We start from the raw sequence: 26,817 nt of genomic DNA, 5'->3' as shown, positions 1-26,817 counted from the left end.
CAATTACGTTGTGGCATGCAAACCACATTCTTTTTTTGATTGATCTTCCCACCACCAACGGCCGGCTCTAAAATCTTCTCCCTCACTAACCGCCCTTGTACAAGGTGCACAACCTATACTTGGGAATCCCTTATCATGTAAGGTATTGTAAACAATATTATTTGTTTTTATATATGCCTTCACTTCATCCAGCGACCAGAAAAAGATCGGATGAAATTTGATCAGCTGATTTTGCTCGTCCCATTCCAGGTTCGACATATCGTGTCTGTTTACAGATTGTTCTGACCTGATTCCGGTTACCCATAAGTCATTTCCTTTTAGCGCTCTTCTTAAAGGCTCTAACTTGCGAATCCCGCAGCATTCCTTTCTGTTCTCTACAGACTCATAAAAGCTACTTGGCCCCTTTTTATTTACCATTGCCTGTACAGCTTCAGTATCAGGAAAATAGGCTTTAATGGGTTTATTATAAATTTCTAAAGTGCGGTTCCACACATAGTATGTTTCCGGGAATAGCCTACCCGTTTCCAATGTAAAAACTTCAATGGGGATGTTATTGGCAAAAATCATATGCGTAATCACCTGATCTTCCCATCCAAAACTTGTAGAAAAAACAATCTTTCCAGGATATTGATCTGCAAAAAACTGCAAGGCAGCTACCGGATCAAGACCCTTAATTTTTTCGGCTATTTCTGCTAATTTTTCCTTCATGATTAAACTAATTTTAGAATAAAATTGATGATACTGCGCAGGCTCACTAAAATCACAAGTATCCCAACTGAAACCATAATGGTCTTAGCTGATATCTTATTAGAAACCTTTGCCGCAATTGGCGATGCCAATGCACTTCCAATAACCAAACCTGCAACAGCTTCCCAATGCGCGCCATTTAACATGGTGATAAAGGTTAGCGAGCTCATTAATGCAATAAAAAAACGGGTAATCTTTACCGTCCCTAAAGAAAATCTGGCGTTTCGGCCTCCTGCAATTAAGCTAGACAGTACAATTGAACCCCAGCCTCCACCGCCAACAGCATCAATAAAACCACCAAACAAACCCAATAACGAGATCTTTTTTATTTTCCCATTTTGAGCCGACTTTTTACGGTTGGTCTGATACGCTTTCGATAGTATTACACAACCCAGTATTAAGGTATATAATGAAACAATTGGCTTGGTATAATTGCTGTAATGTTCTAATGAGGACAATAAATAAGCCCCTGTTACAGCACCAATAATCCCCGGAATCAATAATAGTTTAAAAAGCTTCCAGTTTACATTACCAAAACGATAATGCATCCAACCGGCAATACCATTACTTAAAATCTCTGACAAATGCACTCCCATACTAGCCGAAGCAGGAGGAACCCCCATGGCCAATGAAAATGAAGTACTGGTTACGCCGTACGACATCCCTATGGCACCGTCAATCATGGCGAAAATAAAGCCCCCAATTAAAAACCAATAAAACATTGGATTAAGGTTGGCGATATAGGTCTGAAACTCCGGTTCTTTATGCCAAAAAGCAGCGACCACGATGGCAAATGAAAATACAATGGCCAACCAGACTAACCACTTCAAATTAGCTCTAGCGGCTCTTTCTCCTTTACCATCAACCAATGATGAAGTTACCGCATTTAGCTTTTTAACTTTCGCGGCGAAATCTCCGTTAAGCGTATTCCTAAGGGCCTGCATATTTTGCAACGTATCATTTATTTCCTCTGGTAAACTATCATTTAGCACCTCCTTTAACCTTTTTGCAATGGTAGGAGATTTCCCATTTGTAGATATCGCTATTTTAAGATCCCCCTTTTTTACAATGGAACCCAAATAAAAATTACATAGATCAGGCTTATCGGCAAAGTTGACAAGTAAATTCCTTTGGTCAGCTTCCTCCCTGATCTGCTGATTGAGCTCGTCATTATTTGTAGCTGCAACAACCAAGTCAATACCGTCAAGGTCTGAGGGATAAAATTCACGTGTTAAAATGCTTAGCCTTTCATGCTTTTCTGCAAGCTGCTTCACCTCAGGTAAAACCTCCAAAGCGATAACAGTTACATTAGCATCAGGACTATTACCCAGTATTGCCGTTAGTTTTTCGAGCCCCACAGGTCCCGCACCCACCAACAGCGTATGTATGGAGTTCAATTTAATGAAGACAGGAAATAACTGGTTGCCCTCCATAAAAACTACAATTCTTCTTTAAGTGCCTGATAAAAATCCTTGATGGGCTGAAATGAGGGATGTAGGGAAACTACCTCACCAAAAATAAGTAAAGCCGGAGCTTTTATGCCTTTCTCTTCCACCAATTCTACAATAGTATCCACTATGCCAATTGCTAACTTCTCATTTTCGGTTGAGCCACTTTGTATCGCTGCAACCGGTAATTGATGTTTGCCTTCATTTTGAAATAGTTTAACAATCTCTTTCAACTTACCCAATCCCATCAGTACTACTACAGTGGCTTTTGAACGTGCAGCTTCGTACAAATCGTTAGATATCTGTCCCGAAGCAGTAGTTCCGGTAACTACCCAAAAACTTTCACTTAAACCTCGGTGTGTTACCGGAATTTGTTGTAAACCGGGTACCGAAATAGAGCTTGATAAACCAGGGATCACCGAAACCGGGATACTATATCCTGCCGCAAAATCCAATTCTTCATATCCTCTGCCAAATACAAAAGGGTCTCCACCTTTTAAACGAACTACATGACCATAGTTAAGCGCATAATCCACCATTAACTTGTTGATGGCATCCTGACCATACGAGTGTTCACCTGATCTTTTACCTACATATACCTTAATCGCATTGGGATTAGCGAAATCTAAAACCCCTTCGTTCACCAATGCATCATATAAAACAACATCTGCTGTTTTAAGGGCATTGGCACCTTTCATGGTAATTAATTCGGGATCACCCGGACCAGCACCGACAAGTGTTATTTTTGGTTCTTTATTGTTAATTTGAGTGATCATTGAATTGCTCCTCTCTTTTAGCTTTCATTTGATTATAGAATTTATCAACAGTATTCAAGTAAACTGTTGCAAATTCCTTAGTAGGTTCATTTTTATTGATTTGTAGTACCAGGTCGTTAAATGAACCTTCCAGTTCCACTTCTCCGGTAGCTACGTAATGGTTATCAAACTCGCGGATGATACCGATTTGCGTACTGCTGTTCACTCCTTTATCCAATAACAAAGCTTTTGCAGCACTCACAAATACCGCATAGCTATGGTATATCGCATCAGACCAAGCCTCCGCTTCAAAAGAAGCCTTTGCCCAATCCAACTTCTCTTCTGCCTCAAGTAGTAAAGTAGCGACTAAATCTATCACCACTCCGGCACATTCGCCCACCCCAATGGCTGGTATAAATATTCCTTCATGGCCCCAATCTACGAATTCTTCATCTTTCAAATTGGTCAAATCAGCCAAAGGCTTCAACATTTGATAAAAATAATCTTTGCCCTTTCTATCGTAATACTGGTGGAACGATTCATCCTTTTCAGCATTGGCAGCAAAATCATTCAAGATGGTCCTCAATACATCAGTGGCACGTTTAGATGGTGCTTTAATTACGCGTTCAGCTACTCTTCCGGCGCCATCTCCAATAGTACCACCGCCAAGCATCACTTGTACAGCAGGTACAACCTTACCATTAGCTTTTACCGAACTACCGTGAAACCCGATATGAGCCAAACCATGCTGTCCGCATGAGTTCATACATCCGCTAATTTTTATTTTGATGTCTTTATCATAAATCAACTCTGGATATTCCTCATATATAACATCTTCCAAAGCAACAGAAAGCGACATACTGTTAGAAATACCTAAGTTACAAGTATCTGTACCCGGGCAAGTCGTTACATCACCTACACCATCAAAACCAGGTTTTGCAAAACCCAACTCGTTAAGTGCTACATATAAAGATGGCAATGCAGCTGCTCTCACAAACTTTAGCATTAGCCCCTGATTTTGAGTAACACGAATCTCATCAGCAGCATAAGGGCTTATTGCATCAACCAATTTACGAGCAAGCTCAGTTGGGATATCACCTTTAGTTACTTTAATATATATAGCATAAAAACCATCTTGTTTTTGCGCAACAACATTTGTTGCTCGCCAGTGTTTATAATCTATAGCATTAACCACCTCGTCCAAAACCGGATAATCAATCAGTTCTGGTATTTGCGGTTGAGGAACAGCATCACGATCTATCTTAAAGGACTTTACTTTATTCGCTATACGTTCTTCTTCAATTAATCTTAGTACTTCTTCTAATCCAAGTTTTTGAACCAAATATTTTAAACGCGCCTTATTTCTATTTGCTCTTTCACCATAGCGATCAAACACCCTTAAAACAGATTCAGCGTATGGAATAATCTGATCTTCATGCAAAAACTCATGCACCAACTCGGCCAGGAAAGGCTGTGCGCCTAAACCACCACCAAGTAAGACTTTAAAACCGCGCTCTCCTTGTTCATTGATTTTAGGAATAAAACCAAGATCATGGATATAACTAAATGCAGTGTCCCTTTCATCAGAAGAAAAAGAAAACTTAATTTTTCTGCCCATTTCCTGGCAGATCGGATTACGCAAGAAGTAGGTAAAGAAAGCATGCGCATAGGGCGAAACATCGAAAGGTTCGTTCGGATTAATCCCAGCATCTGGAGATGAGGTTACGTTACGAACAGTATTTCCACAAGCTTCGCGGATCGTTACATCATCGCGTTGCAATTCTTCCCAAAGTTGTGGTGTCCTATCCAAACTCACGTAGTGAATCTGAATATCCTGACGTGTGGTAAGGTGTAGGTTCCTGCTTGCATATTCATCAGATACATCAGATATACGAAGTAATTGTTTAAACGTCACCTTTCCAAATGGCAATTTAATGCGCACCATTTGTACACCGGGCTGTCTTTGTCCATAAACCCCACGCGCTAGACGTAGACTCCTAAATTTTTCATCGTGGATTTTACCTTCGCGAAATTCTCTGATCTTTCTTTCCAGATCAATAATGTCTTTTTCGACAATTGGGTTCTCTAACTCTGTCCTAAAACTTTGCATACTTTTGGTCTTATTTAAAAAAAGCTCCTCTGTCTGTGGGACCGGAGAAGCTTCAATATCATGTCTCAACAGCCTATAATTTTACCTAATACATGCTTGCATGTTCAGATAAATAGTGCTGTTGTTAGTTTTGTTCATAAAGCAAATATATAAAGTATACAGGACTTGTAGTATATATTTCATAAAATAACATTTAAAATGTTATAATTCAGGTATTTAATTTACATTCCACAGATAAGAAAACATATACTATCATAAAATTTTGTATTTTTAACCTGATGACATTTGCAGATAAAGCTATCCTTTTCAATAAGAACTTAAAATATACAGGTGCCCCTTTGCCAGCGGGTATCCGAATTATGAACCCCTTTACTGAATTTGAAAAGACAATGGGAATTGTTGAAACTTTCTATCGAAAATACTATAACGACAATAACCCAAGACATCTTATTTTAGGTATAAATCCAAGTCGACTTGGAGCTGGATTAACGGGCATTCCATTTACAGACCCCAAAAGACTAAAAACCGAGTGCCACATTCAATATGAAGGAAGAATAACTCATGAACTCTCTTCAGTTTTTATCTACGAAATGATCAATGCCTATGGCGGTGTCAATGCCTTTTACAAAGACTTCTATATCAACTCACCTAGTCCGCTTGGCTATACTTCCATTGATGCTAATGGAAAAGAAAAGAACTATAATTATTACGACAGCAAAGAACTGATCCATGCTGTTAAAGATTTTATGATTGAAAGCCTCCACAAGCTAATCAAACTAGGCGTCTATACAGACACCTGCTTTTGTTTTGGTACTGGTAAGAATGAAAAATTCCTTAGCAAACTAAATGAGGAGCATCAGTTTTTCAAAAAGATCATAGCTCTCGAACACCCCAGATTTATCATGCAATATAAAAGCGCCGAAAAACAATTCTACATCGATAAATACATTTCCGCATTTGACGCGGTTAAGCAATAGAACCATCTTTCAGCCCAAGCATCATGAGATTCAACACAGTAATGTCATTTCATGTAACACTACAAACACTCTCTCATCCAAAGTGTAATTGAAATTAAATGAAACGAAAAACAAACCTATTACCCTTCCTGATCATCGCCATACTATTCTTCTTAATGAACAGCTATGTACTATCAGGCATTCATACGCTCAGTAGCCATCCAAGTATCACACCGACTTTCTGGACTTTTATCACACTTATAACTGCCGCCCTTGCTTACGCCATGCAAAGAATGCGCGATAATGGTATGGATATATTTTTTAAAATAGCCACCCATGCCTTCCTCGTCCTCTTTGTAGCTGAATTTGTTTTTATCCTGATGTTACTACCTGCAGATGTTTATCGTTTATTTGCGGGTAAACCGCGGAATGGATACTGGGTAGAGTTTGCGGCCTTTCTTTTCCTCCTTACCATCTTGATCTTTATCTATGGCATCATCAAGGGAAAATATGCGTACAGAGTAATCAAACACACTTTATTCTTCGATGATCTTCCTCAAAATTTTGATGGCTTTACCATCACCCAAATTTCGGATGTACATGCAGGAAGCTTCCAAAATCCTAAAGCTGTACAAAGAGGTATTGATTTAATTAAGGCTCAGCAATCTGACCTATTCGTTTTTACCGGAGATCTTGTGAACAACAAAGCAGAGGAAATCAAACCCTGGATCAGCTATTTTTCACAGATAAAGGCACCGTTCGGCCAGTTTTCTATACTTGGCAATCACGACTATGGAGACTACATTAAATGGGAAAGTGAAACTGAAAAAAGTACCAACTTACAACTACTAAAAAAATATCATCAAGAATTGGGCTTTAGATTATTACTTGATGAGCATGTAACCCTACATAAGGATACCGAGCAAATTATTTTGGCCGGTGTAGAGAATTGGGGTATTGGCTTCGGGGAACGCGGCGATCTTAATAAAGCAATGATCGATGTAAGGCCAAATGATTTTAAAATACTGTTATCACATGATCCTACACACTGGGATGAAGAGGTAAAAAAGCTTCCTTCAAAAATACATTTAACCCTTTCTGGCCACACGCATGGCATGCAATTCGGTATTGAAGCATTTGGTATAAAATGGAGTCCTGTAAAATATAGATATTCACATTGGGCAGGTATTGCCAGTGAAAATGGCCGATATTTAAATATCAACAGAGGCTTTGGTTTTCTAGGTTTTTCCGGGCGAATAGGCATTTGGCCCGAGATTACAGTGATTGAACTTAAAAGATCTGGAAAATAATTTTATCATAGAAAGGTTGTTTTCTAACAAAATCAATTTTCGATTGTTAAAATTCTATACTTTTGCATGGTAGAATATAATTATACTACAAGGCCTTAATGGAACAAAATAAATTGAGAGAAGAAACTTTAATCGCGTCTGCAGATACTGATGATTTAAAAAGAGTATTCCAGGATAGAAAAAGAACCAACATTTTAAACAGTCTGGAGCAACAAACGCTTTCTTTTCTGGTAACTAGAATCCCGAGTTACATTTCTTCAAACATGCTTACTTTTCTTGGTACCGTTGGATCAGTATTGGTACTTGCAGGATTTATATTAGCTAATTATGTAGACCGCAGTTATCTTTTACTAGGTATTTTTGGTTTAGCCCTAAATTGGTTTGGCGATTCATTGGATGGCCGTATAGCTTACTACCGCAATATTCCTCGCAAATGGTATGGCTTTTCCCTCGATATTATTATGGATTGGGTAAGCACTGTGATGATAGGCTTAGGTTATATGGTGTACGCAGAAAAAACCTACGAGCTCATCGCTTTTGTATTTGTTGTGCTTTATGGCTGGGCTATGATCATTTCGCAACTAAGGTACAAAATCACAGACGTTTACACTATAGATTCAGGACTGGTTGGTCCTACTGAAATCCGTATCATATTGGCCCTAATTTTTATTTTAGAAGTCATATTTGGTGGTTTAATAGGATATTTCGCAGGTGTAATATGCATAACACTTTTCTTCATCAATATTATAGATACCCGCAAATTGCTAAAGCTTGGCGATATCCGGGATACTATAGAGCGAAATGCTAAAAAGAAAGCTGCTTAATGATTACCATAAAGTCCATTTTTGAATTTGCTAAAGCACAGGTTTCGGCATTTACAGGTGGATTGCTGGATTACTCGGTGATGATATTGTGCACAGAACTCTTGCACATACACTACACCATCTCTATCGCCATTGGTGGAATTATTGGTGCCGTAGCTAACTTTTCAGTTAACCGATATTGGACATTCGGAGCAAGCCAATTGCCTGTTGGCAACCAGCTCGTTAAATTTATTTTTGTAGTAGCGGGAAGTATTACGCTAAAATCATCAGGCACCTACCTTTTCACTAACTGGTTAAATCTAGATTATAAGCTAACCAGAATTATGGTCGACATTATTGTCTCCTTAAGTTTCAACTACATACTGCAAAAATATTGGGTGTTCAAAAAACCACCAATTGAAGAATTCGAACAATTAGATTAAATCCCTACTTTTTATTTTTCAACAAGAATGGTTGTAAAGCCTTTTGCCAAATCTGATAGCCATTAGGCTTCATATGCAGGTTATCTTTTAAAAAGATATCTTTAAAGACTTCCCCATTGGCATCAAGCATTGGTGTCCAAACATCTACAAACGCAGTTAGCTTTTGCTTCTCAGCGTATTTTTTAAGTGCTTGATTAAAGGCTACATATTTATCTTTAAGATCCCATCTGGCTACACTCGGTTTTACTGAGATAAAAACCACAGGAACTTTAGGAAATGCCTCAGCAATTCTTTTTCTCAAGGTGGTGGCCTGTTTAATTAGCGTTTCGGTATCAATCCCTTTCGCAATATCATTGTCGCCTTCGTAAATAAAAATCTTAGCTGGCTTATAAGGCATAATTACCCGATCAGCATAATACAATAGATCTTCAAATTTTGAACCACCAAATCCCCGGTTAATGACATAAGATTCCGGAAAATAAGCAGCAATATCGGTCCATTTAGTGATAGAGGAACTCCCAACAAATAGATTCGAGCCTGGCTGCACATTTTCTATGGAATCTCTTTTATCAAAAGCCTGAATGTTTTTTTCAAAAGTTTTGGTGTTATAACCTTGAGCGAAAAGTGCGACAGGCAAAGCAAGAAAAAAAGCAATTAAACTAACCTTAACAAGATTACCCAAAGAAGATTTAAAAGGATTCATACAATAATTTATTTGACAATATTTTTATCGAAAGATAATAAAAAATTACAAAGCTTCTAACTCTTCTATACTAAATCTTATGATTTTATGTTCTAATAAAGCGATCCTCTTAATCTGAAATTGCTTTAATTTGGCCCTAAATAATCACGAACAAAACATGGAATCTGTAAACATTACAAACACTGAAATCCTATCGGACAACTGGTACACACTCAAGAAAATAGGTTTCGAAATCACTAGAAAAGACGGCACCAAATCTGTGCAGGAGCGAGAAGCTTACGACAGAGGGAACGGAGCAACAATTCTATTGTACAACAAACAGCATAAATCGGTAGTGCTTACACGTCAATTCAGGATGCCAACCTATGTGAATGGAAATGAGACTGGCTATTTGATCGAATGTTGTGCTGGTTTGTTAGATAAAGACAATGCAGAAGACTGCATCAAAAAGGAAACAGAAGAAGAAACTGGCTTCCGAATAAATACCGTTCAAAAAATTTTTGAAGCCTATATGTCGCCCGGCTCAGTTACAGAACTTATTTACTTTTTTGTCGCAGAATATTCCAACGAAATGAAAGTCCACGAAGGTGGGGGGCTTGAAGAAGAAAGTGAGCATATAGAAGTCTTAGAGCTCCCTTTTCAACAAGCGCTCGACATGATCAATATAGGAGAAATTAAAGATGGTAAAACCATCATGCTTTTACAATATGCAGCAATCAATAACCTAATCCTATAAAAGCCAACATACTTGCTTTACACAAAAAAATTACCTTCTTAGAGGAGACCCAGGCGCTGTTACCCTTCAGTAACAGATGCCAGACTCCGAAAAGAACGGTTATTTTTCTTCTTTTTAAGCCAAATTATCAGCCCTGTAACAGGAAGACTGGCGGCAATCAGACTAGCAATACATGCTACAATCTTACCAAAAAGCCCAAATAACCGACCTGTATGCAAATCATAATTAGTAGCTTCAACTAAGTCTGCCCGATTAAAATTCTTAAACAATTTAGCTTTAGATAGTGAACCCGTTGCACTGTCAAAATAAAAAGTATTCTGATTACGAGCCCATTTATATGGATATATCATCCTTAAACGAAGTTCACCATTTTTACGAATGGATATACTCGTTGCTTCTGCCCCCGGATATTTAATGGAAAGATCCTGGTACAGCTTATCATAGCGGACAGGGAGCGAATCGATTACGTCAGACTTAACTAACGTTTGCTTTTCCCCATCTTTAAGCTTTGTTCCAGTTAAAAATGCTGCAGCCGTTTTAACCTCTTTAAAGGCGAAAAACAAACCTGTTAAAGCAATAATCAGTAAAACTCCCGAAGCGTAAAAACCCAACACATTATGCAAATCATAATTAACCCTTTTAAAAGATCCCTTCCATTTAACTGTAAGGGCTTGTTTTAACAATCTTATCTGACGAGGAAACCAGAGCACCAAACCAGTAATTAACATGATTACAAAAACTACGACCGACCAACGTTGAATGAATTTACCCGTTTCCCCCATAAGTAATGAAGTGTGAATCTCCTCAACAGTAGATAGCCAATCAGCTCCTCCTTTGTAAACAAGGCTTCCATCATATGGATTAAAGTAGTAAGCTTTGTCCTTTTTTACAGAAAGTTGTACAGTCGCATTCGGCTGCTTTTCTTTAATTCTTATAACCGTTATTTTTTCATCAGGGGCCACCTGTTCAAAAGTCCTGATGATCTTCTCTAGCCCCAGGAATGGTTTATTTTGAACCGGAACATACAAACGGTCCTTTTGAGTAAGCGCTCTGATCTCCTCTTCAAAAACATATAGACAGCCTGTAATTCCAATGATAAATACAATAAGGCCGGTGCCTAAGCCCAACCATAAATGTATTAATCTTATACTTTTCTTAAATCTTTTGGTCATCTCAATTAAAAGGCATAACCAAGCGACAGATTAAATCTGCGGCCATTTCCCCTAACATAATTGATATCACTTCCGTAAAACTGGGAAATGCTAGGATAATAGGTTTTGTTAAGCACGTTTTCAACACCAAGGTTAACCTTTAATGGTTTCATAATTTGGTAAGAAGCCGCAAAATTAAACAAATCATAGGCTTTTACCGGTCCTTCACCAATTAAATATTTACCAGTCTTAGGATTAACCGGGAAACGCTCCCTATCACCTATGCGCATCCAGTTCAAATCTAGAAACAAATTCTTAATCCCTGAATACTTCGCATAAACAGTGGCCTTCGAAGGCGATATACGCGTAGTATTTAAGTAAACATCTAAGGGACTATTAAATCTCCCGTCGTTATCTACATCCCCCTTACCACCAACCTCGGCGTAGTTACCGCCTATGGCTAAAGATGGAATGAGCTGATAGTCGACCTGAATTTCAAATCCTTCCACACGTTCAGGAATTCTTTGTGAAATATAAGTTCCATTCACTTCCAAAAGGTTGGCGCCCAACTTTGAAGTGCTATAATAATACGCTGCACTAAAATTTAAGTTACCCAATGTACTACTAAAACCTGCCTCGTAATTATTTACAATAATTGGCTTCGTTTCCAATTGAGATAGCGTATTACTTTTAGCGGCTCTCAACACCCTTCCAAGTTCAAACACAGAAAAAGACTGTGCATAGCTGATAAAAGGGTTAAACAATTTGAATTTAGAATACCTCGCACCAGCATTAAATACAAAAGCATTATAGTTTAATTTCCCTCCCTTTACATCAATACTACCTTTGCCGTCTGCACCCGTAGCCAATGTTTTAAAATCATCCACATCAATATTGATATTTTCTCTCCTTAATCCAGCTTTAATAGTTAAATCACTAAATAAATTGGCTGTAGCTTGCAAATAAGGTGCAAAATTAACCATATTCATTTTTGGCACCCATACCCTACCATCAACCAGGTTTTGGGCCGTTTTATCGTTCATCAAGTCTAATCCATAGGTTACGTGCATTGGCACCTGAGGTGTTAATCTGAATGGGGTGTTTAAATTTAACCGAGCTCCTTTTTTAGTAGATGTAATGGCCGATTGACCACTTCCATAAAACGAAGCTGAATTTGAATAAATCGTATAAAAATCCTGAAAGTACACATTAGCGGTCAAATCAGTATTTCCAAAAATCTCCCGATTACTGTATTGAAGATTTGAATTGTGATTAAAACGCGTTCCCTCATCTACCCCTACTCTTTCCCCATAAACACCAATTGCAGGGGATTGACCATACACACCTGTTTTAGTGATATATCTGGAATCCTGACGGGAACTAAAATAATTGTACATCAGATCTAATCTTTGCTTAGCCGTAATGTCATAACCAAGCTTAACAAATCCGTTATAAGATTTAGTCTCTCCAAGCCCATATTCCGGTGAAATCACCAATCCTTCGGCATCTCTGTATACACCCGTTTTTTCATACATTCCACTTACAATATAGTCGAACTTTTTAGCCCTACCATAGAATTGTTGAACTACACGATAGCCAATGGTACTATCACCTTTCGTATTACCAGTCATTCCAATTTGCGAATAGCCACCAAACTCCTTTCCCGTGTTTGCTTTCTTTGTGATGTAATTAATCAATCCACCTTCAGCGCCATTTCCATATATCGCCGTAGCACCTTTTATCACCTCCACACGTTCGATCACTGAGGGATCAATACTACGAATATCTCTTCCCCCTGCCCTAAGCGGAGTAGATTGAGGAATCCCATCAATAAGCACAAGCACGTTTCTCCCCCTTAGCGTTTGCCCCGAATTACCAGTTTGGTTGGTTGATGTCCCCAGTCCCGGAACACTGTATGACAAGATATTGGCAAGATTAGGACTGATAATAGATTGGGTATTGATCTCTTTTGCCGTAAGGATAGTCACTGAAGACGGTGTTTGGGCTAAAGACTCTGCTCTTCTACTTGCAGAAACAATTACTTCTGATAAAGCTGAACTTTGATCTTTTAATACCACATCCATATAAGTCGTGTCACCAGCTGATACAGATACCTCCTGCTGTAGCTTATTGTATCCTGTAATAGAAATAGATACTAAGTGATTACCCGCCGGAATTCCTTTTAATAAAAACCTGCCATTTTTATCAGATGTGGTTTTAATATTCAATTTTCTAATCTGAACATTAGAAAAAGCAATGGTGTGCTTTAGGGAATCGGTCACTATCCCATTTATAATTCCGTTACCATTTTGAGCAAAAAGGCTCCATGGTAGAAACATCAATAATATTATAATAAAAAATCGTAGATCTCTAAACGGCATATGCTATATATTTCAGGCAAATATATAGCTATTTAGATTTATTACAAATAAAAATAAAGAAAGAGCAGATAAATAAATCTGCTCCCGGTTGATTTAGAAAAGAATCATTTTTTTTCTTCCACGTATTTTTTAAAATTATCAAGAATAGATTGCCATCCACTCTGTTGCATTTCTATGGAATTCTGAGTTTCAGGATCAAAAGTCTCATGCACTTTAGTCATATTTCCCTCTTCAGTAAATGTGATTTTCACTTCTCTTCCATCGCCCAATACATATTTAATGAGCTTATGATTTTCAACTTCCGTATAAACGCCAGCAAAATCAAAGCTAAAACTTCCATCTTTTGCTGCCATAGTCGTTTTAAAGGTCCCGTCAACACGTAGGTCATTATCTGCGTAGGGAGCATGCCAATCATCCGATGCAAAAGTCCATTGTTTAATCTGTTCTGGGTTTGTCCAAATATCCCAAACCTTTGCTACTGGAGCATTTATTGTAGCACTTACTGTAATTGTCGTTTTCTTTGCTGTTTCCATCTGTCTAAATATTATTTATCAGTTTCATTTTAATAATGTAAATATACCAGCGCTTTTTCTAAACAAAGGCGGGCAATAATGACATTATCTAGGGTCGATTACGACAATAAAGTATTCAGAGAAGATACAAACAATTCTGTTTCGATTTGGTTAATGCTTTAGGACCTAAACACCCGTTATGTCGCGATTAAAAATTAAGACGTTGCTTTTCATTCTTGCAGCAATTTTCAATGCACAAAACCTACTGGCACAAGACTCCTTATATAATGCCTTGCCCAAAGTCTGGAACCTCAGCGAATGTATCCTTTACGCAAAGGAGAACAATTATACAGTTAACAGCTTAAAACTTAGCTCTAAATCTGCCGAACAGGATCTAATCGCCGCTAAAGCGGCTAAATACCCAAATTTAACTGGTAGCGTAACACAAGACGCGACACATTATAAATCGGGCACGCAAAGCTCCAGTGGATATGGAGTCAATTCTGGACTTACCCTTTTCAATGGAGGTTATCTTAACAACGACATCAAGTCGAAGAACTTTAGTCAGCAAATTGCCAATCTCTCCATTGTCTCCGCAGAGAACGACATGACTATTCAGCTTACCCAAGCCTACTTAAATATTTTATTAACCAGAGACAACATTACCTACCTGAAGGATCTCCTGAGCACTAGTCAAGCGCAAGTCAACCAGGCCCAACAGGAATTTAAAATAGGTACCATTGCGAAAAACGCACTCTTGCAGCTTCAAGCCACCATGGCAAATGATAATTATACGCTGATTACTGCACAAAATCAACTCCAACAAAACATACTTACATTAAAGCAGTTGCTACAGCTGCCTACCCGAATCCCCTTTGAAGTCGCAACAACAGATACCGTTAAAATAACTAAGCCATTGATGGATTTAAACTCAGCACAAGACCAGGCTTTACAAACCCGACCAGAAGTTAAAAGCGAACTCCTCAACGTACAATTGCAAACCAATGAAATGGAAAAGGCAAAAGCTTCAATCCGACCACTTTTAAGCCTGGGCGGCTCCATTTCCTCGGGCTACAATAGCAACAGTTTTGGCTCCTACCCAAATCAACTCAACAGCAGTTTTAATCAGGGACTAGGCTTAACCCTGGCGATCCCAATTTTTGACCGGAAAGTAACCCGGACCAATGTCGCCAAAGCCAATATCGAAATTCTACAGGCCAAGCTATCCTTGCTGAATACCAAAACAATTTTAACCCAAGCCGTAGAAACAGCCTATTTAAACGTTCAGAATGCCAACAGTCAATACGCAGCTGCAAAAGAACAACTCAACTATACCAGCGAAGCTTTAAGAATTGCCGAAGCACAACTCAAGTTAGGCGTCAACAATATGGTCGAATACCTACAACAAAAGAACCTATACATTCAGGCCCTCCAGGCCTATATACAAGCAAAATACACGGCCAACTTAAATACCAAGATCTACGATTTTTATACAGGCGTCCCAATTACTGAATAAACAAATGAAAAACAAGAAAACCATATTTATTATTTTAGGCGTACTTGTACTTGGCTTTGCCATTTGGTACTTCGGCATCCGTAAAAAAGAACAAGTGGTTATACTGGACACAGAGAAACCTACGATAGGTTATATTTCAGAAAATGTAACCGCTACTGGAAGGGTCGAGCCGATGGATACGGTAATGGTAGGTTCACAGGTATCTGGTAACATTTCAAAAATCTATGTCGATTTCAATTCTAAAGTTAAAAAAGGGCAACTGCTGGCAGAGCTGGACAAAACGTTGTTTCAAGCCTCAGTGGATCAATTTAAAGGTAGCCTGGCCAATGCTCAAAGTTTAATTATTTTTCAAAAAGGGAATTTCCACAGACAGAGCGAGCTATATAAACTGGGTGCCATTAGCAAAGCCGATTACGACAATGCCCTCTATACCTATAATTCATCTATCGCCAATGCAAACAGCATCAAAGCGCAACTAGTCTCCGCTCAAAAAAATCTTTCTTTAGCCAGTATTTACTCGCCCATTGATGGAACTGTATTAGCCAGAAGCATCAGCGAGGGACAAACTGTTGCAGCAAGTTTTAATACCCCAACTCTATTCAGTATCGCTAAAGATTTAACAAAAATGCAAGTCGAAGCTGCCGTTGATGAAGCCGATGTGGGCGATCTTAAGATCGGGGAGCGAGCTACTTTTACCGTAGATGCTTTTTTGGACGATACATTTAAAGGAGACATACAGGAAATACGGTTAAGACCAAGCATTGCGTCCAATGTAGTTACCTACACGACGATTATAAAAACAGACAATAGTGATCAAAAGTTAAAACCGGGTATGACGGCCAACATTACCATTTTCGCTAAAGAGGTAAACAATGCTTTGCTGATTCCTGCAAAGGCAATTAAGTTTATGCCAGACACAACCCTAAAAAACTATCAACTGATATGGGCCAATAAAGCCAGAAAGCCAAGTGCAGCTGACGAAGGGTACGTATGGCTCAAAATGGGTGAAAATAAGCTGGAACAAAAGAAAATCCAAATGGGGATCAATAACAATACCCAGGTAGAAATTTTAAGTGGAATAACAAAAGATGATGTAGTCGTTGTTGGCAGTAAGGTAAAAGGTGCTAGTAGTGGTACTGGTGCCGCAGCTTCCAGTCCATTTATGCCGGCACGACGCTCAGGAAATAGTAACAGACCACGATAATGGCAAACAAGATACTGGAATTACATGAGTTAAAACGAGAATTCGTTATGGGTGAGATGACCGTGAGGGCTTTAAAAGGGCTCTCTTTTGAAATCAACGCCGGCGAATTTGTAACCATTATGGGGAGCAGCGGATCTGGTAAAACCACACTCCTAAATATTTTAGGCTGTCTGGATAAACCAACTGAGGGAAGTTACTTTTTAGATGGGATTGACATTAAAGGTTTAGATCGTGATGAACTGGCTGGACTGAGAAATAAAAAGATTGGCTTTGTATTCCAGTCCTACAATTTATTACCTCGGACAAATGCACTGGAGAATGTGGAGCTACCCCTCTTTTACAATAAGGAAATCACTGCCGATGAACGTAAAGAGAGGGCTATCAAAGCGCTTGAAGCTGTAAAACTGAGTGATCGATTTGATCACACTCCTAGTCAGCTTTCGGGTGGACAGCAACAACGCGTAGCCATTGCCAGGGCATTGGTCAATGAACCAGTCATGATTCTCGCTGATGAGGCTACGGGAAATTTGGATACCAGAACCTCGTATGAGATTATGGCCTTAATGCAAGATTTGAATGCGCAAGGTAAAACCATTGTTTTTGTGACCCACGAGCCAGATATCGCTGCTTTTAGCAGTAGAACGATTATGTTAAAGGATGGCAAGCTACAAAAAGACAGTATCAATGAAAATCCCCGTTCGGCGAAAGAAGCCCTGGCTTCATTACCCACATCGGATGACTATTAAATAGAAGAGATGAGCATTTTAAATCTATTAAAGATCGCTTTTCGGGCATTACGGAGAAATAAACTACGTGCTTTCTTAACCATGTTAGGGGTTATTATCGGCGTTGCCGCCGTTATTGCCATGATGGCCATTGGACAAGGCTCTAAACAAAGTATTCAGTCCTCCTTGTCAGGTATGGGCTCTAACATGATTACCGTACAACCTCAAAGCAACACGCCAGGAAGCGTTAGGCTGGCCGGAAGCAGCATTCAAACTTTAAAACTAGAAGACGTTGAAGCCATTAAAAGGTTGCGATCCGACAATATAAATGGATTATCACCCGTAGTCTCCTCTGGTGGTCAAGCCATTAAAGGGGCCAACAACTGGCCAACCAGTATCACAGGAATCGTTCCAGATTACCTGCATATCAGGCAACTTGAACTTCAGGATGGAATCATGTTTTCCGATAATGATGTTAAAAAATCCGCTAAAGTGTGTTTGTTAGGCAAAACGGTAATCGATAATCTTTTCACAGACGGTAGTAATCCAATTGGTCAGATTATTCGCTTTAAAAGTATTCCTTTTCAGGTCATTGGGACCTTAGTCCCAAAGGGACAAAGTAATTTCGGACAAGATCAGGATGACATCATTCTGGCACCTTTTACCACAGTTCGCAACAGAATTACGGCTACAACCTATTTGCAATCTATTTATGCTTCTGCAGTCTCAGAAGCGGCTAGCGATGCTGCAACTGCTGAAATCACCGCTTCAATCAGAGAGAGTCACAAGTTACTGCCTTCGCAGGATAATGATTTTCAAGTGCGTACCCAGGCACAATTAATCGCGACTATTACTGCCACAAGTAGTATGCTTACCGTTTTACTCACTGCCATTGCAGGAATCTCGTTATTGATCGGCGGTATTGGGATTATGAATATCATGTATGTTTCTGTAACTGAAAGGACGAGGGAGATTGGTTTAAGAATGTCTATTGGTGCCCGTGGAAAAGACATCCTCATGCAGTTTTTAATTGAAGCTGTTTTAATCAGCATTACCGGTGGAATTCTTGGCGTTTTATTGGGCATCACATCCGCCTATTTAATTGCTTACTTTTTACAGTGGCCCATTTTGATTTCGCAATCGTCTATCGTGATTTCCTTTCTAGTGTGTGGAGTTACAGGAATATTCTTTGGGTACTATCCCGCACAAAAAGCCAGTAAACTCGACCCTATTGAAGCCCTGAGATATGAGTAATCCCTGCCAGTGGCCATACCACTTGCTGAATAAAAGCATCATGAAAAAGTAATGGAGCAGGTACGATTACCCAAAACAACGTCCATATTTTTCCAATCAAACGATGTTGCAGTATATAGATCTGGTGATTTAAAAGTGCCTTTTCTAACACCACCAATACCCCCTGAATCAGGAAATATAAAAATGGCAAACCATAGCCAGTATTTACGGGAAGACTCAAAGCGAGTTCATGCAAAATACCAGAAAAGGCAAAACCTGCCAATACTGCTCCAATCTGACCAATTTTATTTTTTAGCGGTTTAAATATAACAATTGCAGCCATTTCACTAAAGGCCAGATTCCAACGCTTACTCCAAAACTCTGTGAGGCTGCGAGATTTTAAAGGTGATTTAAAAAGATAACCAGCATTTACGCCTTTAAAGCGCAAGATTCCTGCACTTATACTCAACAAACCAAAATGCAATATCAGACTAAAGGCAACCAATAAAACCAAGGAGGTAAACCAATAAACCATCGTAGGATTGGCATTTAAAAATATAAGCCGATGTGCAAGGTATAAGAGTAAAACCCCAACGAAGATTCTTTTCAGTCCGAAAACAATCATTTCCCAGCCACCCTCCAATTGCCTTTGTCCATAATGGACGAACAATTGTGGTCGCATACCAGCCCAACCGAAGCAAAACATCAACCACTGTTTGGTGCTTAGCGCGAAGTTTTTTTTACGATAACTTTCAATAGTAACGATGATCTTCATAACAATAAAAGTTATCGAGATCAACACAAGCATTTTTAATATTTCCATATCAGCTAACCCAATTGATATAAAAAGCCCAACTATATACAATACTGAGAAAGACAAAAAGCACAACGAGCATAAATTCCCCAGCCATGTAAATTTTCCCTTTGGGAAAGCTCTTTCTATCAAAATATAAAAACTGTATCAGCACCCTTGAAATCCAATAAACAGCTATAAAACCACAAATCAACAAAGCAAGCAGCGAGCCATTCAGCAATTCTCTGATCGCAAAAACAGAAAGTACACCAAAGCATAAATTGATGACCAGGATGTAAGCCGCATAAGTCCAGAACATTTGCTTAATCAGCAATGAAACTTTAACCAATTCGGTTTTCCAGTTCAGCATAGCCGGAATAGCCAAACTGCCAAATACTAAAGCGATCTGGGCGATTCCCGCAAAAAAGATAAGGTTAAAAATAAGGCTCTGATTGATATCCATAATAGGTTCTAAGGTTTAGAAAACACTTATAATATCTTTTATTGCATGTTCTGCTTTCGGAAAAATAAAGGTATAACCAGAGTCGACAAGCCGTTTGGGTGCAACCCATCGACTTTTTAAAATTAATTCTGTCTCTGTCCCAATAAACATAGCGCCTAGTTCTAACAGCCAGGCCGGAGAAGGGAGCCCCAATGGAATTCCGTAAGCCGTACGTATTGACTTCATCAGTTCTGTATTTTTAACTGCTTCGGGACTGGTACAATTGATAGCCCCATTAAGTTCCTTGTGCTCCATCAACCATTCCGTACATTTCGCTGCATCTTGTTCATGAATCCATGATACATATTGCTGCCCATCTCCTTGTCTTCCTCCAAGACCAAACTTGACAAGATTAAGTAAGCGTGGAAATGCCCCATCACTTTTACCTAATACAATTCCCATACGCAAAGCTATTTTCCTTGTATTTGGGGTATTGGTTTCAAAAAAAGTTTGCTCCCATTGGCGACAAACATCTATAGAGAAGCCATAGCCAATTTCCCCCATTTCTTCATCCTGCGCATGATCTTCTGCATGGCGATAGATTGTTGCTGAAGTAATATTTATCCAAAGTTGCGGGGGACTTTGCATTTTAGCGATTGTCCTTCCCAAAAGCATGGTTGGATTGATCCTTGAAGTTATGATCTCCTTTCTATTCTTCTCTGTATACCTGCAGTTTACATTTTTACCACAAAGGTTCACCAAAAGATCTGCACCTTCTAAAGTACTTTCCCATTCCCCTTCGTCTAATCCATTCCAAACTATCGTTTTAACATTTCCATCAATAGGCGCAGTTTTACGACTCAAAATAATGATTTCTGTAGCAAGGTTTCGATAATATTGAGCCAAAACACCCCCCAGATAGCCGTTCCCGCCGGCCAAAATAATCTTATTATATTTCATGATTAAGCGTTTAAATTATGATAAGAAGCACTACAATACGATACAAAACCCAGGTGATCGTCAGCGCCCAGCCAATTTGTAAAAGCTTGCTTCTTCTGATGTGTTCCAATAACATCAGGCCGGCAACCGCCATAAACCAGGCGAGGTAAAAATATGGGCTAAGACTAAACCATGCAGACAATAACATTGCCGGCAACAGCAACAGCGCCCCTGCAAATGAGATCGTCATCATGTTCCCCAGGTATCCCCAGATTTTATCTTTGTTAACAATTGCGATGACCAATCCCTGGAATAAAATCTGTCCACCACAAACAAAATACTCGCGATAGGCATGACTAGCAGGTAGCAAACCTTGCATTAAGCCCGTATAAGCAGAAAGGATATATGCAGTTACCAACCAGGTAAAAATCAAATAGGCTATCCGATAATGCAGTTTAAATGTTGGCTGAAACAGATAATTTTCACCTTTTGCCGGCGGCACAATTACCCGTCTGTTATAGGCAATAAAGGCATATACCTTACTCATTAGCCAAACAAAGGGTTTAAATCTAAAAAGCGGGGCAAAGAAAGGCATCATCAATGCAAAGATTTTAAAAAGGCTTTCAATACCGTAAGTCACCTCCCCAGTTTCCTGATTAACCAGGGCGATTTCATTTGCCGCCCGCTGCCGGTCTACCATTGGGCAAGCCTGGGTTGGCAATTCCTGATAAGCAGCCCTGCCGTCCTCATCCAAAAGCCCTGTGCTCACAAAAGCACTTGTATACATTCGGCACATCGGACATTCTTCGTCAAACAGAATCAGGTGGTTTTTAAGCGTTTTCATATTAAGGTCATTTAAACATTTTAAAAATTGAGCCCCAAAACCAGCTTTCTTCTGCTTTGAGCATGGTATCTAATGTTTTATCCACATTTTTAGCCAGCTTATTGATGTCCGTAACTGTTTTATTGAAGGTTTTAAATTCAGGGTCTTTCGCATCTCCCTGCACATTCGACAACTCATCCAGAATTTTCAAAACCGGATCAAGCTCACGCTTTCTGCGTTCTTTAGCCACTTGTCGCGCGATGTTCCAGGTATCCTTATCTGCATAAAAATATTCTTTACGCTCACCAGCTTTATGCTGTTTCTCCACCAATCCCCAACCAATCAAATCCCTTAAAGTCATATTCGCATTTCCCCTGGAGATACTGAGATCTTTCATGATCTCTTCTGTGGTCAGCGCTTCTGGAGATACCAATAATAGCGCATGAACCTGTGCCATAGTACGGTTAATCCCCCACTCAGAGCCTAATTTACCCCAAGCTTCTATAAATTTTTGTTTTGCTGCTGCTAATTCCATGAACAAATATACACAAACATATTAAACTTTCAATAATTACTGAAAGTTTAATACAATATATCACGTCACTGTCTGAAAAAATGACCGAAGGGCATATTAAACATATGCATAGCCCTGTTCTGCAGTATACTGATCAATATAACGAAACTCCGCATCAATTAAATTCGCGGCAACTTCTAAACTCACAAATTGCAAATTCCCGAATACACTTGCAAATGCAGTATCAGTAGCATCAACGCCAGTTGCAATCTTGACTAATCCATTTAAGGGAACCAGCTTAGTTGCATCTACAATAATCCAGTAACCACCTATATAAGCCTCGAAACAGGCATGAAAATCTGCAGGCTGCAACTGGTAGGCATAACCAGTGTAATATCTAGCCGGAATGGTTAATGCCCTGCATAAGGCGACTCCCAAATGTGCAAAATCACGACATACGCCTATTTGTTCCGTGATGGTATCAAATGCCGATGTTTGAGCATTGGTATACCCCCCACTATATTCTACATTAGCATAAATCCAGTCACGGATAGCCATTACTTTATAAAATGCATGATCAATATGCCCGAATTTGTGAAATGCGAACTTATATAGTTTGTCGGACTGACAATATCTGCTGGGATTTAGATAGGACAAAGCACTAACCGGCATAGCACTAATAGGTATATCGTCCAGATAATCTGCCGCAACTGCACGAACTTGCGTCTCAACTACCGCACGGTAATTGATCACTAAGCTTCCGGTATCAGGAATTTCTATGATCTTAAATCTTTTTTCTCCGGTGACTGCAAATAACTCCGTCATTTTCAATTGCGAATTCAAATCCATACACTCTTCAACAAGAAACTGACCTGCAGATTTAAGAGGTTGGACATTTAAGATCAGGGTTGAAGGCGAAATCACTTCATAAACTATTCTAGCAGACACCTCTAATTTCATACAAATTCCAGATTAAGATAATAATTCAACAAAATTCTAATCATTTTTCAAACAAAAATTCAAAAAACAGATAAAAACAATAAAAATTAACCACTAAAAATAGATTTAAATAAAGATATAACTATATTTCAGAAGATTTTAACGTAAAATGCTCGGAAATGGAAACAAAAAGCTACACAAAATCGTACAATCTACCCAAAAACACCTGGGACGAGATGTTTGAAGACTCAGAAACGGTAAGAGAAGCGTATAAAACCGTGATGAACTACCTCGATCTGGAGTCTACCGAAGAACTCAACAAGAAAGAAGAGCTATCTAAAGTACTTTTCATGAGCCAGGGCATAACCTTCACTGTATATAATAGCGGAGAAGGCATCGAAAAGATTTTCCCTTTCGACATCATCCCCAGAATTATTACTGCTGATGAATGGTCTTTTATAGAAAAAGGAATTAAACAGAGAGTCACGGCCCTAAATCTTTTTCTGAAAGATGTGTATAGTGACCAGTTTATCATTAAAGATGGGATTGTTCCCATCGATGTCATTTATTCCTGTCCACATTTTTTACGGGAGATGGTCAATGTAAAAGTACCACACGACATCTATATACACATTGCCGGAATAGACCTCATCAGAGACAACGACGGCACTTATTATATTCTGGAAGACAATGTACGTACGCCATCCGGAGTAAGCTACATGCTGGAAAACAGGGAGATTACCAAACGCCTTTTTCCAGATCTTCTGCCCCAATGCAAAGTCAGAAGCGTAATTGAATATCCCAACGTGCTCTACAACAACTTACTTTCACTGGCACCGCATGATGTTGCTGACCCTACGATTGTATTACTGAGTCCTGGCAGCTTTAACTCTGCCTATTTTGAGCACACAACCCTGGCGCGTTTAATGGGAATAGAACTAGTTGAAGGACCCGATTTAATTGTAGAAGACCATAAGGTATACATGAAAACTACTGCCGGACTGCAACAGGTAGATGTCATTTACAGGAGAGTAGATGATGACTATCTTGATCCGCTAGCCTTTAATCCAACCAGCTTACTTGGGGTTGCCGGACTCATGAATGCTTACAGAAAGGGGAATGTCACCATTGTGAATGCAGTAGGCAACGGCGTGGCCGACGACAAAGCCGTATATGTATATGTCCCCGAAATGATCAAATACTACCTGAATGAAGAACCTTTACTGAAGAATGTACCGACTTACCAGTTAGGCAATGCACAAGAGCGAGCCTATGTATTCGAAAACATTTCCCGCATGGTTGTTAAACAGACCAATGGCAGTGGCGGCTATGGAATGTTAATGGGACATGCTTCAACAGGAGAAGAAATTGAAGCCTACAAACTGGAAATCCTGAAAGATCCGAGGCAATTTATTGCTCAGCCAACCATCAGCTTATCATCTGCACCCTGCTACATGCAAGGCAAATTACAGCCCCGGAGAGTCGATTTTCGCCCCTTTGCTTTGTGTGGGCCCAATGGAATCGACATTATCCCCGGTGGGTTGACTCGCGTTGCTCTCAAAGAAGGCTCACTGGTCGTAAACAGCTCTCAAGGTGGGGGCAGTAAAGACACCTGGGTACTTTCTAAATAAAAATCATTAAGCTAAAATAATAGAATCAATATGTTAAGCAGGGTTGCAGAGAGCTTATACTGGCTAAGCCGTTACATCGAAAGAACAGATGGCATGCTACGCATGCTTAAAATAAATTACGCATCCTCACAGGATGCAATTTCAGAGTTTTCCTGGAGCCCGGTCATGCGCTTATTTTGCGATCCTAATGATGATGAACTAAACGCCATGGAATTCAATAGTCGGGCAGTTCTCCAACATATGGTTACCAACAAAGAGAATCCCAACTCCATCGTCAATATCATCACACTGGTGCGGGAAAATGCAAGAAGCGTTCAGGATCATATGACCAAAGATGTATGGCAATGTTTGAATGAATATTACCATACGGTGAAAGACCCCCGACTAAATGCTATGCTCAAAAAAGACGATCCAATATCCGTGCTGGATATTCTGATTAAACAAGGCATGCTGTTTTATGGCACTACAGAAATTACTATGGCAAGAAATGAAGGTAGCAGTTTCATGCGTATTGGAAAATATCTGGAGCGCAGCATCCAGTCGGTAAACATATTAGACATTAAATTTGGTTCAGTAGACCATAACCCGGATTTATTAACAAACACAAGTTATTGGAAACACCTATTGTTTTCCATAGGCGGATACGAACTATATCTAAAAACCTACAGACAAGGTTTTGAAGCAGAAAATGTACTGGATCAGGTAGTATTGAATAATGAGTTCCCCAGATCTGTCATCTACTCCATAAACCAACTGTTCAAATATTTTGAAAGGTTAAAAAGAGATGGGCACATTACCGCAGGAAACCTGGCCTTCCTCATTGGCCGGCTCCAAAGTAAAGTAAAATACAGCTCTATAAAGGGACTAAAAAAAGGAGATCTTCACCTCTACCTGGCCGAAATAAAATCTGAGCTCTATGGCATAGGAAATGCCTTTAACCAAACTTGTTTCAACATATACTAAACGCCATGCCAGAATTCAAAATCAAACACGTTACCAAATACACTTACGAATCTCCGGTAAGAGAAAGCGTAAACCATATCATCCTCTACCCTATTGAAGATCCGTTTCAAAAGGTAATTAAGCATACCCTTATCATCTCTGGCAACCCGAAAGTAGATGTGTTCACAGACTATTATGGCAATAAAATCGGCTTCTTTGCCTATAGCGAACGACACCGGGAACTTGAAATCTGTTCGGAACTTACCGTAGCTACCCTACCTAAAGAACTCCCCACAGAAACGATGTTCAGCGAGATGCAGTGGATGGAATTAAAAAAATTGCGTTATCAGGTCCCTTATATTGATTATCTCAAATGGGAAGCTTTTAATGAGCTCAATGAACTCAAAAAAGTAACAGAGCAATACCTTCAGTCGGATTTAACACCCTACCGCGTGGCGATGGATTATTGCCAATATGTATATGAACATTTCAAATACATACAAGGTGTAACAACGGTACAAACGCAGATAGATGAAATCTGGCAAATCAAATCGGGCGTATGCCAGGACTTTGCACATATCCTTTGCCAGATGTTGCGCATGGCCAAAATCCCTGCAAAATACATAAGCGGATATATCTGTCCGAATAAAAATGGGATTCGCGGTGAAGGTGCTACCCATGCCTGGGTAGAAGCTTACATACCCGACTATGGTTGGCTGGGCTTAGATCCGACAAATAATTGTATCGCCAATGAGACTTATGTCAGACTGGCACTGGGTAGAAGTTTTACCGATTGCTCCCCGGTAAAAGGTGTTTACAAAGGTCCATCCAACCATAAGCTAATGGTTCAGGTAATAGTTGGCTACGACAACGGCATATCAGATACACATGAGCCTTTCACAGAAGAAACCGAATCAGTAGCAACATCTAACCCAGTCTTAAAAGGCAATAGTTATCGTCGTAACCTGGAACTCATGCAGCAGATCCAACAGCAGCAGCAGCAATAAAAAGTATTTAGCAGGCAGATTTCAAGATCGGAATGCGAAGAAACTTCGTTAAAT

26 protein-coding genes are annotated in these 26,817 nt (G+C 39.4%); 12 read left to right on the top strand and 14 right to left on the bottom strand.

The features are described from left to right. Nucleotides 1-3: 3 nt before the first annotated feature. The 4 genes from BLS35_RS06705 to BLS35_RS06690 are packed head-to-tail and all read right to left on the bottom strand — an operon-like array spanning nucleotide 4 to nucleotide 5,060. The gene (locus BLS35_RS06705; RefSeq protein WP_090779106.1) at nucleotides 4-708 is read right to left on the bottom strand and encodes a phosphoadenylyl-sulfate reductase; all 705 of its coding nucleotides are present in this window, start codon (nucleotides 706-708) and stop codon (nucleotides 4-6) included. 2 nt (nucleotides 709-710) lie between these two features. Further along, nucleotides 711-2,180 (bottom strand): TSUP family transporter, encoded by a 1,470-nt coding sequence (locus BLS35_RS06700; RefSeq protein ID WP_090779105.1) that lies wholly within the window; start codon nucleotides 2,178-2,180, stop codon nucleotides 711-713. Nucleotides 2,181-2,185: 5 nt separating this feature from the next. Next, nucleotides 2,186-2,971, bottom strand: a complete 786-nt coding sequence (gene cobA / locus BLS35_RS06695) for a uroporphyrinogen-III C-methyltransferase (protein WP_090779103.1) — start codon at nucleotides 2,969-2,971, stop codon at nucleotides 2,186-2,188. Continuing rightward, nucleotides 2,955-5,060 (bottom strand): HEPN domain-containing protein, encoded by a 2,106-nt coding sequence (locus BLS35_RS06690; RefSeq protein ID WP_090779101.1) that lies wholly within the window; start codon nucleotides 5,058-5,060, stop codon nucleotides 2,955-2,957. The genes cobA and BLS35_RS06690 overlap by 17 nt, the downstream gene beginning before the upstream one ends. A gap of 278 nt (nucleotides 5,061-5,338) precedes the next feature. Between BLS35_RS06690 and BLS35_RS06685 the strand changes: the two genes are divergently transcribed. The 4 genes from BLS35_RS06685 to BLS35_RS06670 all read left to right on the top strand — a co-directional run bounded on the left by BLS35_RS06685 (nucleotide 5,339) and on the right by BLS35_RS06670 (nucleotide 8,572). Continuing rightward, nucleotides 5,339-6,037, top strand: a complete 699-nt coding sequence (locus BLS35_RS06685; RefSeq protein ID WP_254778711.1) for an SMUG2 DNA glycosylase family protein — start codon at nucleotides 5,339-5,341, stop codon at nucleotides 6,035-6,037. A 98-nt stretch (nucleotides 6,038-6,135) separates the two neighbouring features. Continuing rightward, nucleotides 6,136-7,326 (top strand): metallophosphoesterase, encoded by a 1,191-nt coding sequence (locus tag BLS35_RS06680; protein ID WP_090779097.1) that lies wholly within the window; start codon nucleotides 6,136-6,138, stop codon nucleotides 7,324-7,326. A gap of 98 nt (nucleotides 7,327-7,424) precedes the next feature. Next, entirely contained in the window at nucleotides 7,425-8,150 is a 726-nt protein-coding gene (locus tag BLS35_RS06675; RefSeq protein WP_090779095.1) for a CDP-alcohol phosphatidyltransferase family protein, read from the top strand. Then, a complete protein-coding gene (locus BLS35_RS06670) occupies nucleotides 8,150-8,572 on the top strand; it encodes a GtrA family protein (RefSeq protein ID WP_090779093.1) in 423 nt (140 codons plus the stop codon). Before BLS35_RS06675 ends, BLS35_RS06670 begins: the two co-directional genes overlap by 1 nt. 4 nt (nucleotides 8,573-8,576) lie before the next feature. Here BLS35_RS06670 and BLS35_RS06665 read toward each other — a convergent pair whose 3' ends face one another. Next, the gene (locus BLS35_RS06665; protein ID WP_090779091.1) at nucleotides 8,577-9,275 is read right to left on the bottom strand and encodes a GDSL-type esterase/lipase family protein; all 699 of its coding nucleotides are present in this window, start codon (nucleotides 9,273-9,275) and stop codon (nucleotides 8,577-8,579) included. 157 nt (nucleotides 9,276-9,432) lie between these two features. Here BLS35_RS06665 and nudK point away from each other — a divergent pair, with 157 nt between their 5' ends. After that, nucleotides 9,433-10,011, top strand: coding sequence for a GDP-mannose pyrophosphatase NudK (gene nudK / locus BLS35_RS06660; RefSeq protein ID WP_090779089.1), 579 nt, complete (start codon nucleotides 9,433-9,435; stop codon nucleotides 10,009-10,011). Between the two features lie 59 nt (nucleotides 10,012-10,070). Here nudK and BLS35_RS06655 read toward each other — a convergent pair whose 3' ends face one another. The 3 genes from BLS35_RS06655 to BLS35_RS06645 form a co-directional block, all read right to left on the bottom strand. Beyond that, entirely contained in the window at nucleotides 10,071-11,183 is a 1,113-nt protein-coding gene (locus BLS35_RS06655) for a PepSY-associated TM helix domain-containing protein (RefSeq protein ID WP_090779087.1), read from the bottom strand. 5 nt (nucleotides 11,184-11,188) lie between these two features. Then, nucleotides 11,189-13,501, bottom strand: coding sequence for a TonB-dependent receptor (locus tag BLS35_RS06650; protein WP_090779085.1), 2,313 nt, complete (start codon nucleotides 13,499-13,501; stop codon nucleotides 11,189-11,191). A 146-nt stretch (nucleotides 13,502-13,647) separates the two neighbouring features. Continuing rightward, entirely contained in the window at nucleotides 13,648-14,076 is a 429-nt protein-coding gene (locus tag BLS35_RS06645) for an SRPBCC family protein (RefSeq protein WP_090779083.1), read from the bottom strand. Between the two features lie 178 nt (nucleotides 14,077-14,254). On the opposite strand from BLS35_RS06645, the gene BLS35_RS06640 reads away from it, so the two are divergent. Genes BLS35_RS06640 through BLS35_RS06625 form a run of 4 tightly spaced genes read left to right on the top strand, consistent with a single transcriptional unit; the run spans nucleotide 14,255 to nucleotide 18,754 of the window. Then, on the top strand, nucleotides 14,255-15,571 hold the full coding sequence (locus tag BLS35_RS06640) for a TolC family protein (protein ID WP_090779081.1): 1,317 nt from the start codon (nucleotides 14,255-14,257) through the stop codon (nucleotides 15,569-15,571). A 4-nt stretch (nucleotides 15,572-15,575) separates the two neighbouring features. Continuing rightward, entirely contained in the window at nucleotides 15,576-16,775 is a 1,200-nt protein-coding gene (locus BLS35_RS06635) for an efflux RND transporter periplasmic adaptor subunit (RefSeq protein WP_090779079.1), read from the top strand. Then, nucleotides 16,775-17,521 carry an ABC transporter ATP-binding protein gene (locus BLS35_RS06630; protein WP_090779078.1) on the top strand — a complete coding sequence of 249 codons (747 nt, stop codon included), beginning with the start codon at nucleotides 16,775-16,777 and terminating at the stop codon, nucleotides 17,519-17,521. Before BLS35_RS06635 ends, BLS35_RS06630 begins: the two co-directional genes overlap by 1 nt. A gap of 9 nt (nucleotides 17,522-17,530) precedes the next feature. Continuing rightward, entirely contained in the window at nucleotides 17,531-18,754 is a 1,224-nt protein-coding gene (locus tag BLS35_RS06625; protein WP_090779076.1) for an ABC transporter permease, read from the top strand. Here the strand turns inward: BLS35_RS06625 and BLS35_RS06620 are convergent. The 6 genes from BLS35_RS06620 to BLS35_RS06595 form a co-directional block, all read right to left on the bottom strand. Then, the gene (locus BLS35_RS06620) at nucleotides 18,729-19,508 is read right to left on the bottom strand and encodes a wax synthase family protein (protein WP_165973208.1); all 780 of its coding nucleotides are present in this window, start codon (nucleotides 19,506-19,508) and stop codon (nucleotides 18,729-18,731) included. The genes BLS35_RS06625 and BLS35_RS06620 overlap by 26 nt on opposite strands. A gap of 49 nt (nucleotides 19,509-19,557) precedes the next feature. Further along, nucleotides 19,558-19,989, bottom strand: a complete 432-nt coding sequence (locus BLS35_RS06615) for a hypothetical protein (protein ID WP_090779073.1) — start codon at nucleotides 19,987-19,989, stop codon at nucleotides 19,558-19,560. Between the two features lie 15 nt (nucleotides 19,990-20,004). Continuing rightward, a complete protein-coding gene (locus BLS35_RS06610; RefSeq protein WP_090779072.1) occupies nucleotides 20,005-20,928 on the bottom strand; it encodes a TIGR01777 family oxidoreductase in 924 nt (307 codons plus the stop codon). A 10-nt stretch (nucleotides 20,929-20,938) separates the two neighbouring features. Continuing rightward, a complete protein-coding gene (locus BLS35_RS06605) occupies nucleotides 20,939-21,751 on the bottom strand; it encodes a DCC1-like thiol-disulfide oxidoreductase family protein (RefSeq protein ID WP_090779070.1) in 813 nt (270 codons plus the stop codon). Between the two features lie 7 nt (nucleotides 21,752-21,758). Continuing rightward, nucleotides 21,759-22,265: a GbsR/MarR family transcriptional regulator gene (locus BLS35_RS06600; protein ID WP_090779068.1), complete on the bottom strand. Its 507-nt coding sequence runs from the start codon at nucleotides 22,263-22,265 to the stop codon at nucleotides 21,759-21,761. 96 nt (nucleotides 22,266-22,361) lie between these two features. Then, nucleotides 22,362-23,204: a transglutaminase-like domain-containing protein gene (locus tag BLS35_RS06595; protein WP_090779067.1), complete on the bottom strand. Its 843-nt coding sequence runs from the start codon at nucleotides 23,202-23,204 to the stop codon at nucleotides 22,362-22,364. A 158-nt stretch (nucleotides 23,205-23,362) separates the two neighbouring features. Here BLS35_RS06595 and BLS35_RS06590 point away from each other — a divergent pair, with 158 nt between their 5' ends. Genes BLS35_RS06590 through BLS35_RS06580 form a run of 3 tightly spaced genes read left to right on the top strand, consistent with a single transcriptional unit; the run spans nucleotide 23,363 to nucleotide 26,763 of the window. Then, nucleotides 23,363-24,814 (top strand): circularly permuted type 2 ATP-grasp protein, encoded by a 1,452-nt coding sequence (locus BLS35_RS06590; protein WP_090779065.1) that lies wholly within the window; start codon nucleotides 23,363-23,365, stop codon nucleotides 24,812-24,814. A gap of 30 nt (nucleotides 24,815-24,844) precedes the next feature. Continuing rightward, on the top strand, nucleotides 24,845-25,777 hold the full coding sequence (locus tag BLS35_RS06585) for an alpha-E domain-containing protein (protein WP_090779063.1): 933 nt from the start codon (nucleotides 24,845-24,847) through the stop codon (nucleotides 25,775-25,777). Nucleotides 25,778-25,782: 5 nt separating this feature from the next. Beyond that, the gene (locus tag BLS35_RS06580; protein WP_090779061.1) at nucleotides 25,783-26,763 is read left to right on the top strand and encodes a transglutaminase family protein; all 981 of its coding nucleotides are present in this window, start codon (nucleotides 25,783-25,785) and stop codon (nucleotides 26,761-26,763) included. The last annotated feature ends 54 nt before the right edge of the window (nucleotides 26,764-26,817 follow it).

It is taken from the genome of Pedobacter sp. ok626, assembly GCF_900100435.1.
In the GTDB taxonomy this organism is placed as follows: domain Bacteria; phylum Bacteroidota; class Bacteroidia; order Sphingobacteriales; family Sphingobacteriaceae; genus Pedobacter.
This window is presented reverse-complemented; position numbering and strand designations above follow the sequence as displayed.

Coding starts and splice junctions, on each gene's coding strand:
- BLS35_RS06705 (WP_090779106.1), bottom strand. CDS start 708: ATGAAGGAAAAATTAGCAGAAATAGCCGAAAAAATTAAGGGTCTTGAT.
- BLS35_RS06700 (WP_090779105.1), bottom strand. CDS start 2,180: ATGGAGGGCAACCAGTTATTTCCTGTCTTCATTAAATTGAACTCCATA.
- cobA (WP_090779103.1), bottom strand. CDS start 2,971: ATGATCACTCAAATTAACAATAAAGAACCAAAAATAACACTTGTCGGT.
- BLS35_RS06690 (WP_090779101.1), bottom strand. CDS start 5,060: ATGCAAAGTTTTAGGACAGAGTTAGAGAACCCAATTGTCGAAAAAGAC.
- BLS35_RS06685 (WP_254778711.1), top strand. CDS start 5,339: ATGACATTTGCAGATAAAGCTATCCTTTTCAATAAGAACTTAAAATAT.
- BLS35_RS06680 (WP_090779097.1), top strand. CDS start 6,136: ATGAAACGAAAAACAAACCTATTACCCTTCCTGATCATCGCCATACTA.
- BLS35_RS06675 (WP_090779095.1), top strand. CDS start 7,425: ATGGAACAAAATAAATTGAGAGAAGAAACTTTAATCGCGTCTGCAGAT.
- BLS35_RS06670 (WP_090779093.1), top strand. CDS start 8,150: ATGATTACCATAAAGTCCATTTTTGAATTTGCTAAAGCACAGGTTTCG.
- BLS35_RS06665 (WP_090779091.1), bottom strand. CDS start 9,275: ATGAATCCTTTTAAATCTTCTTTGGGTAATCTTGTTAAGGTTAGTTTA.
- nudK (WP_090779089.1), top strand. CDS start 9,433: ATGGAATCTGTAAACATTACAAACACTGAAATCCTATCGGACAACTGG.
- BLS35_RS06655 (WP_090779087.1), bottom strand. CDS start 11,183: ATGACCAAAAGATTTAAGAAAAGTATAAGATTAATACATTTATGGTTG.
- BLS35_RS06650 (WP_090779085.1), bottom strand. CDS start 13,501: ATGTTTCTACCATGGAGCCTTTTTGCTCAAAATGGTAACGGAATTATA.
- BLS35_RS06645 (WP_090779083.1), bottom strand. CDS start 14,076: ATGGAAACAGCAAAGAAAACGACAATTACAGTAAGTGCTACAATAAAT.
- BLS35_RS06640 (WP_090779081.1), top strand. CDS start 14,255: ATGTCGCGATTAAAAATTAAGACGTTGCTTTTCATTCTTGCAGCAATT.
- BLS35_RS06635 (WP_090779079.1), top strand. CDS start 15,576: ATGAAAAACAAGAAAACCATATTTATTATTTTAGGCGTACTTGTACTT.
- BLS35_RS06630 (WP_090779078.1), top strand. CDS start 16,775: ATGGCAAACAAGATACTGGAATTACATGAGTTAAAACGAGAATTCGTT.
- BLS35_RS06625 (WP_090779076.1), top strand. CDS start 17,531: ATGAGCATTTTAAATCTATTAAAGATCGCTTTTCGGGCATTACGGAGA.
- BLS35_RS06620 (WP_165973208.1), bottom strand. CDS start 19,508: ATGAAGATCATCGTTACTATTGAAAGTTATCGTAAAAAAAACTTCGCG.
- BLS35_RS06615 (WP_090779073.1), bottom strand. CDS start 19,989: ATGGATATCAATCAGAGCCTTATTTTTAACCTTATCTTTTTTGCGGGA.
- BLS35_RS06610 (WP_090779072.1), bottom strand. CDS start 20,928: ATGAAATATAATAAGATTATTTTGGCCGGCGGGAACGGCTATCTGGGG.
- BLS35_RS06605 (WP_090779070.1), bottom strand. CDS start 21,751: ATGAAAACGCTTAAAAACCACCTGATTCTGTTTGACGAAGAATGTCCG.
- BLS35_RS06600 (WP_090779068.1), bottom strand. CDS start 22,265: ATGGAATTAGCAGCAGCAAAACAAAAATTTATAGAAGCTTGGGGTAAA.
- BLS35_RS06595 (WP_090779067.1), bottom strand. CDS start 23,204: ATGAAATTAGAGGTGTCTGCTAGAATAGTTTATGAAGTGATTTCGCCT.
- BLS35_RS06590 (WP_090779065.1), top strand. CDS start 23,363: ATGGAAACAAAAAGCTACACAAAATCGTACAATCTACCCAAAAACACC.
- BLS35_RS06585 (WP_090779063.1), top strand. CDS start 24,845: ATGTTAAGCAGGGTTGCAGAGAGCTTATACTGGCTAAGCCGTTACATC.
- BLS35_RS06580 (WP_090779061.1), top strand. CDS start 25,783: ATGCCAGAATTCAAAATCAAACACGTTACCAAATACACTTACGAATCT.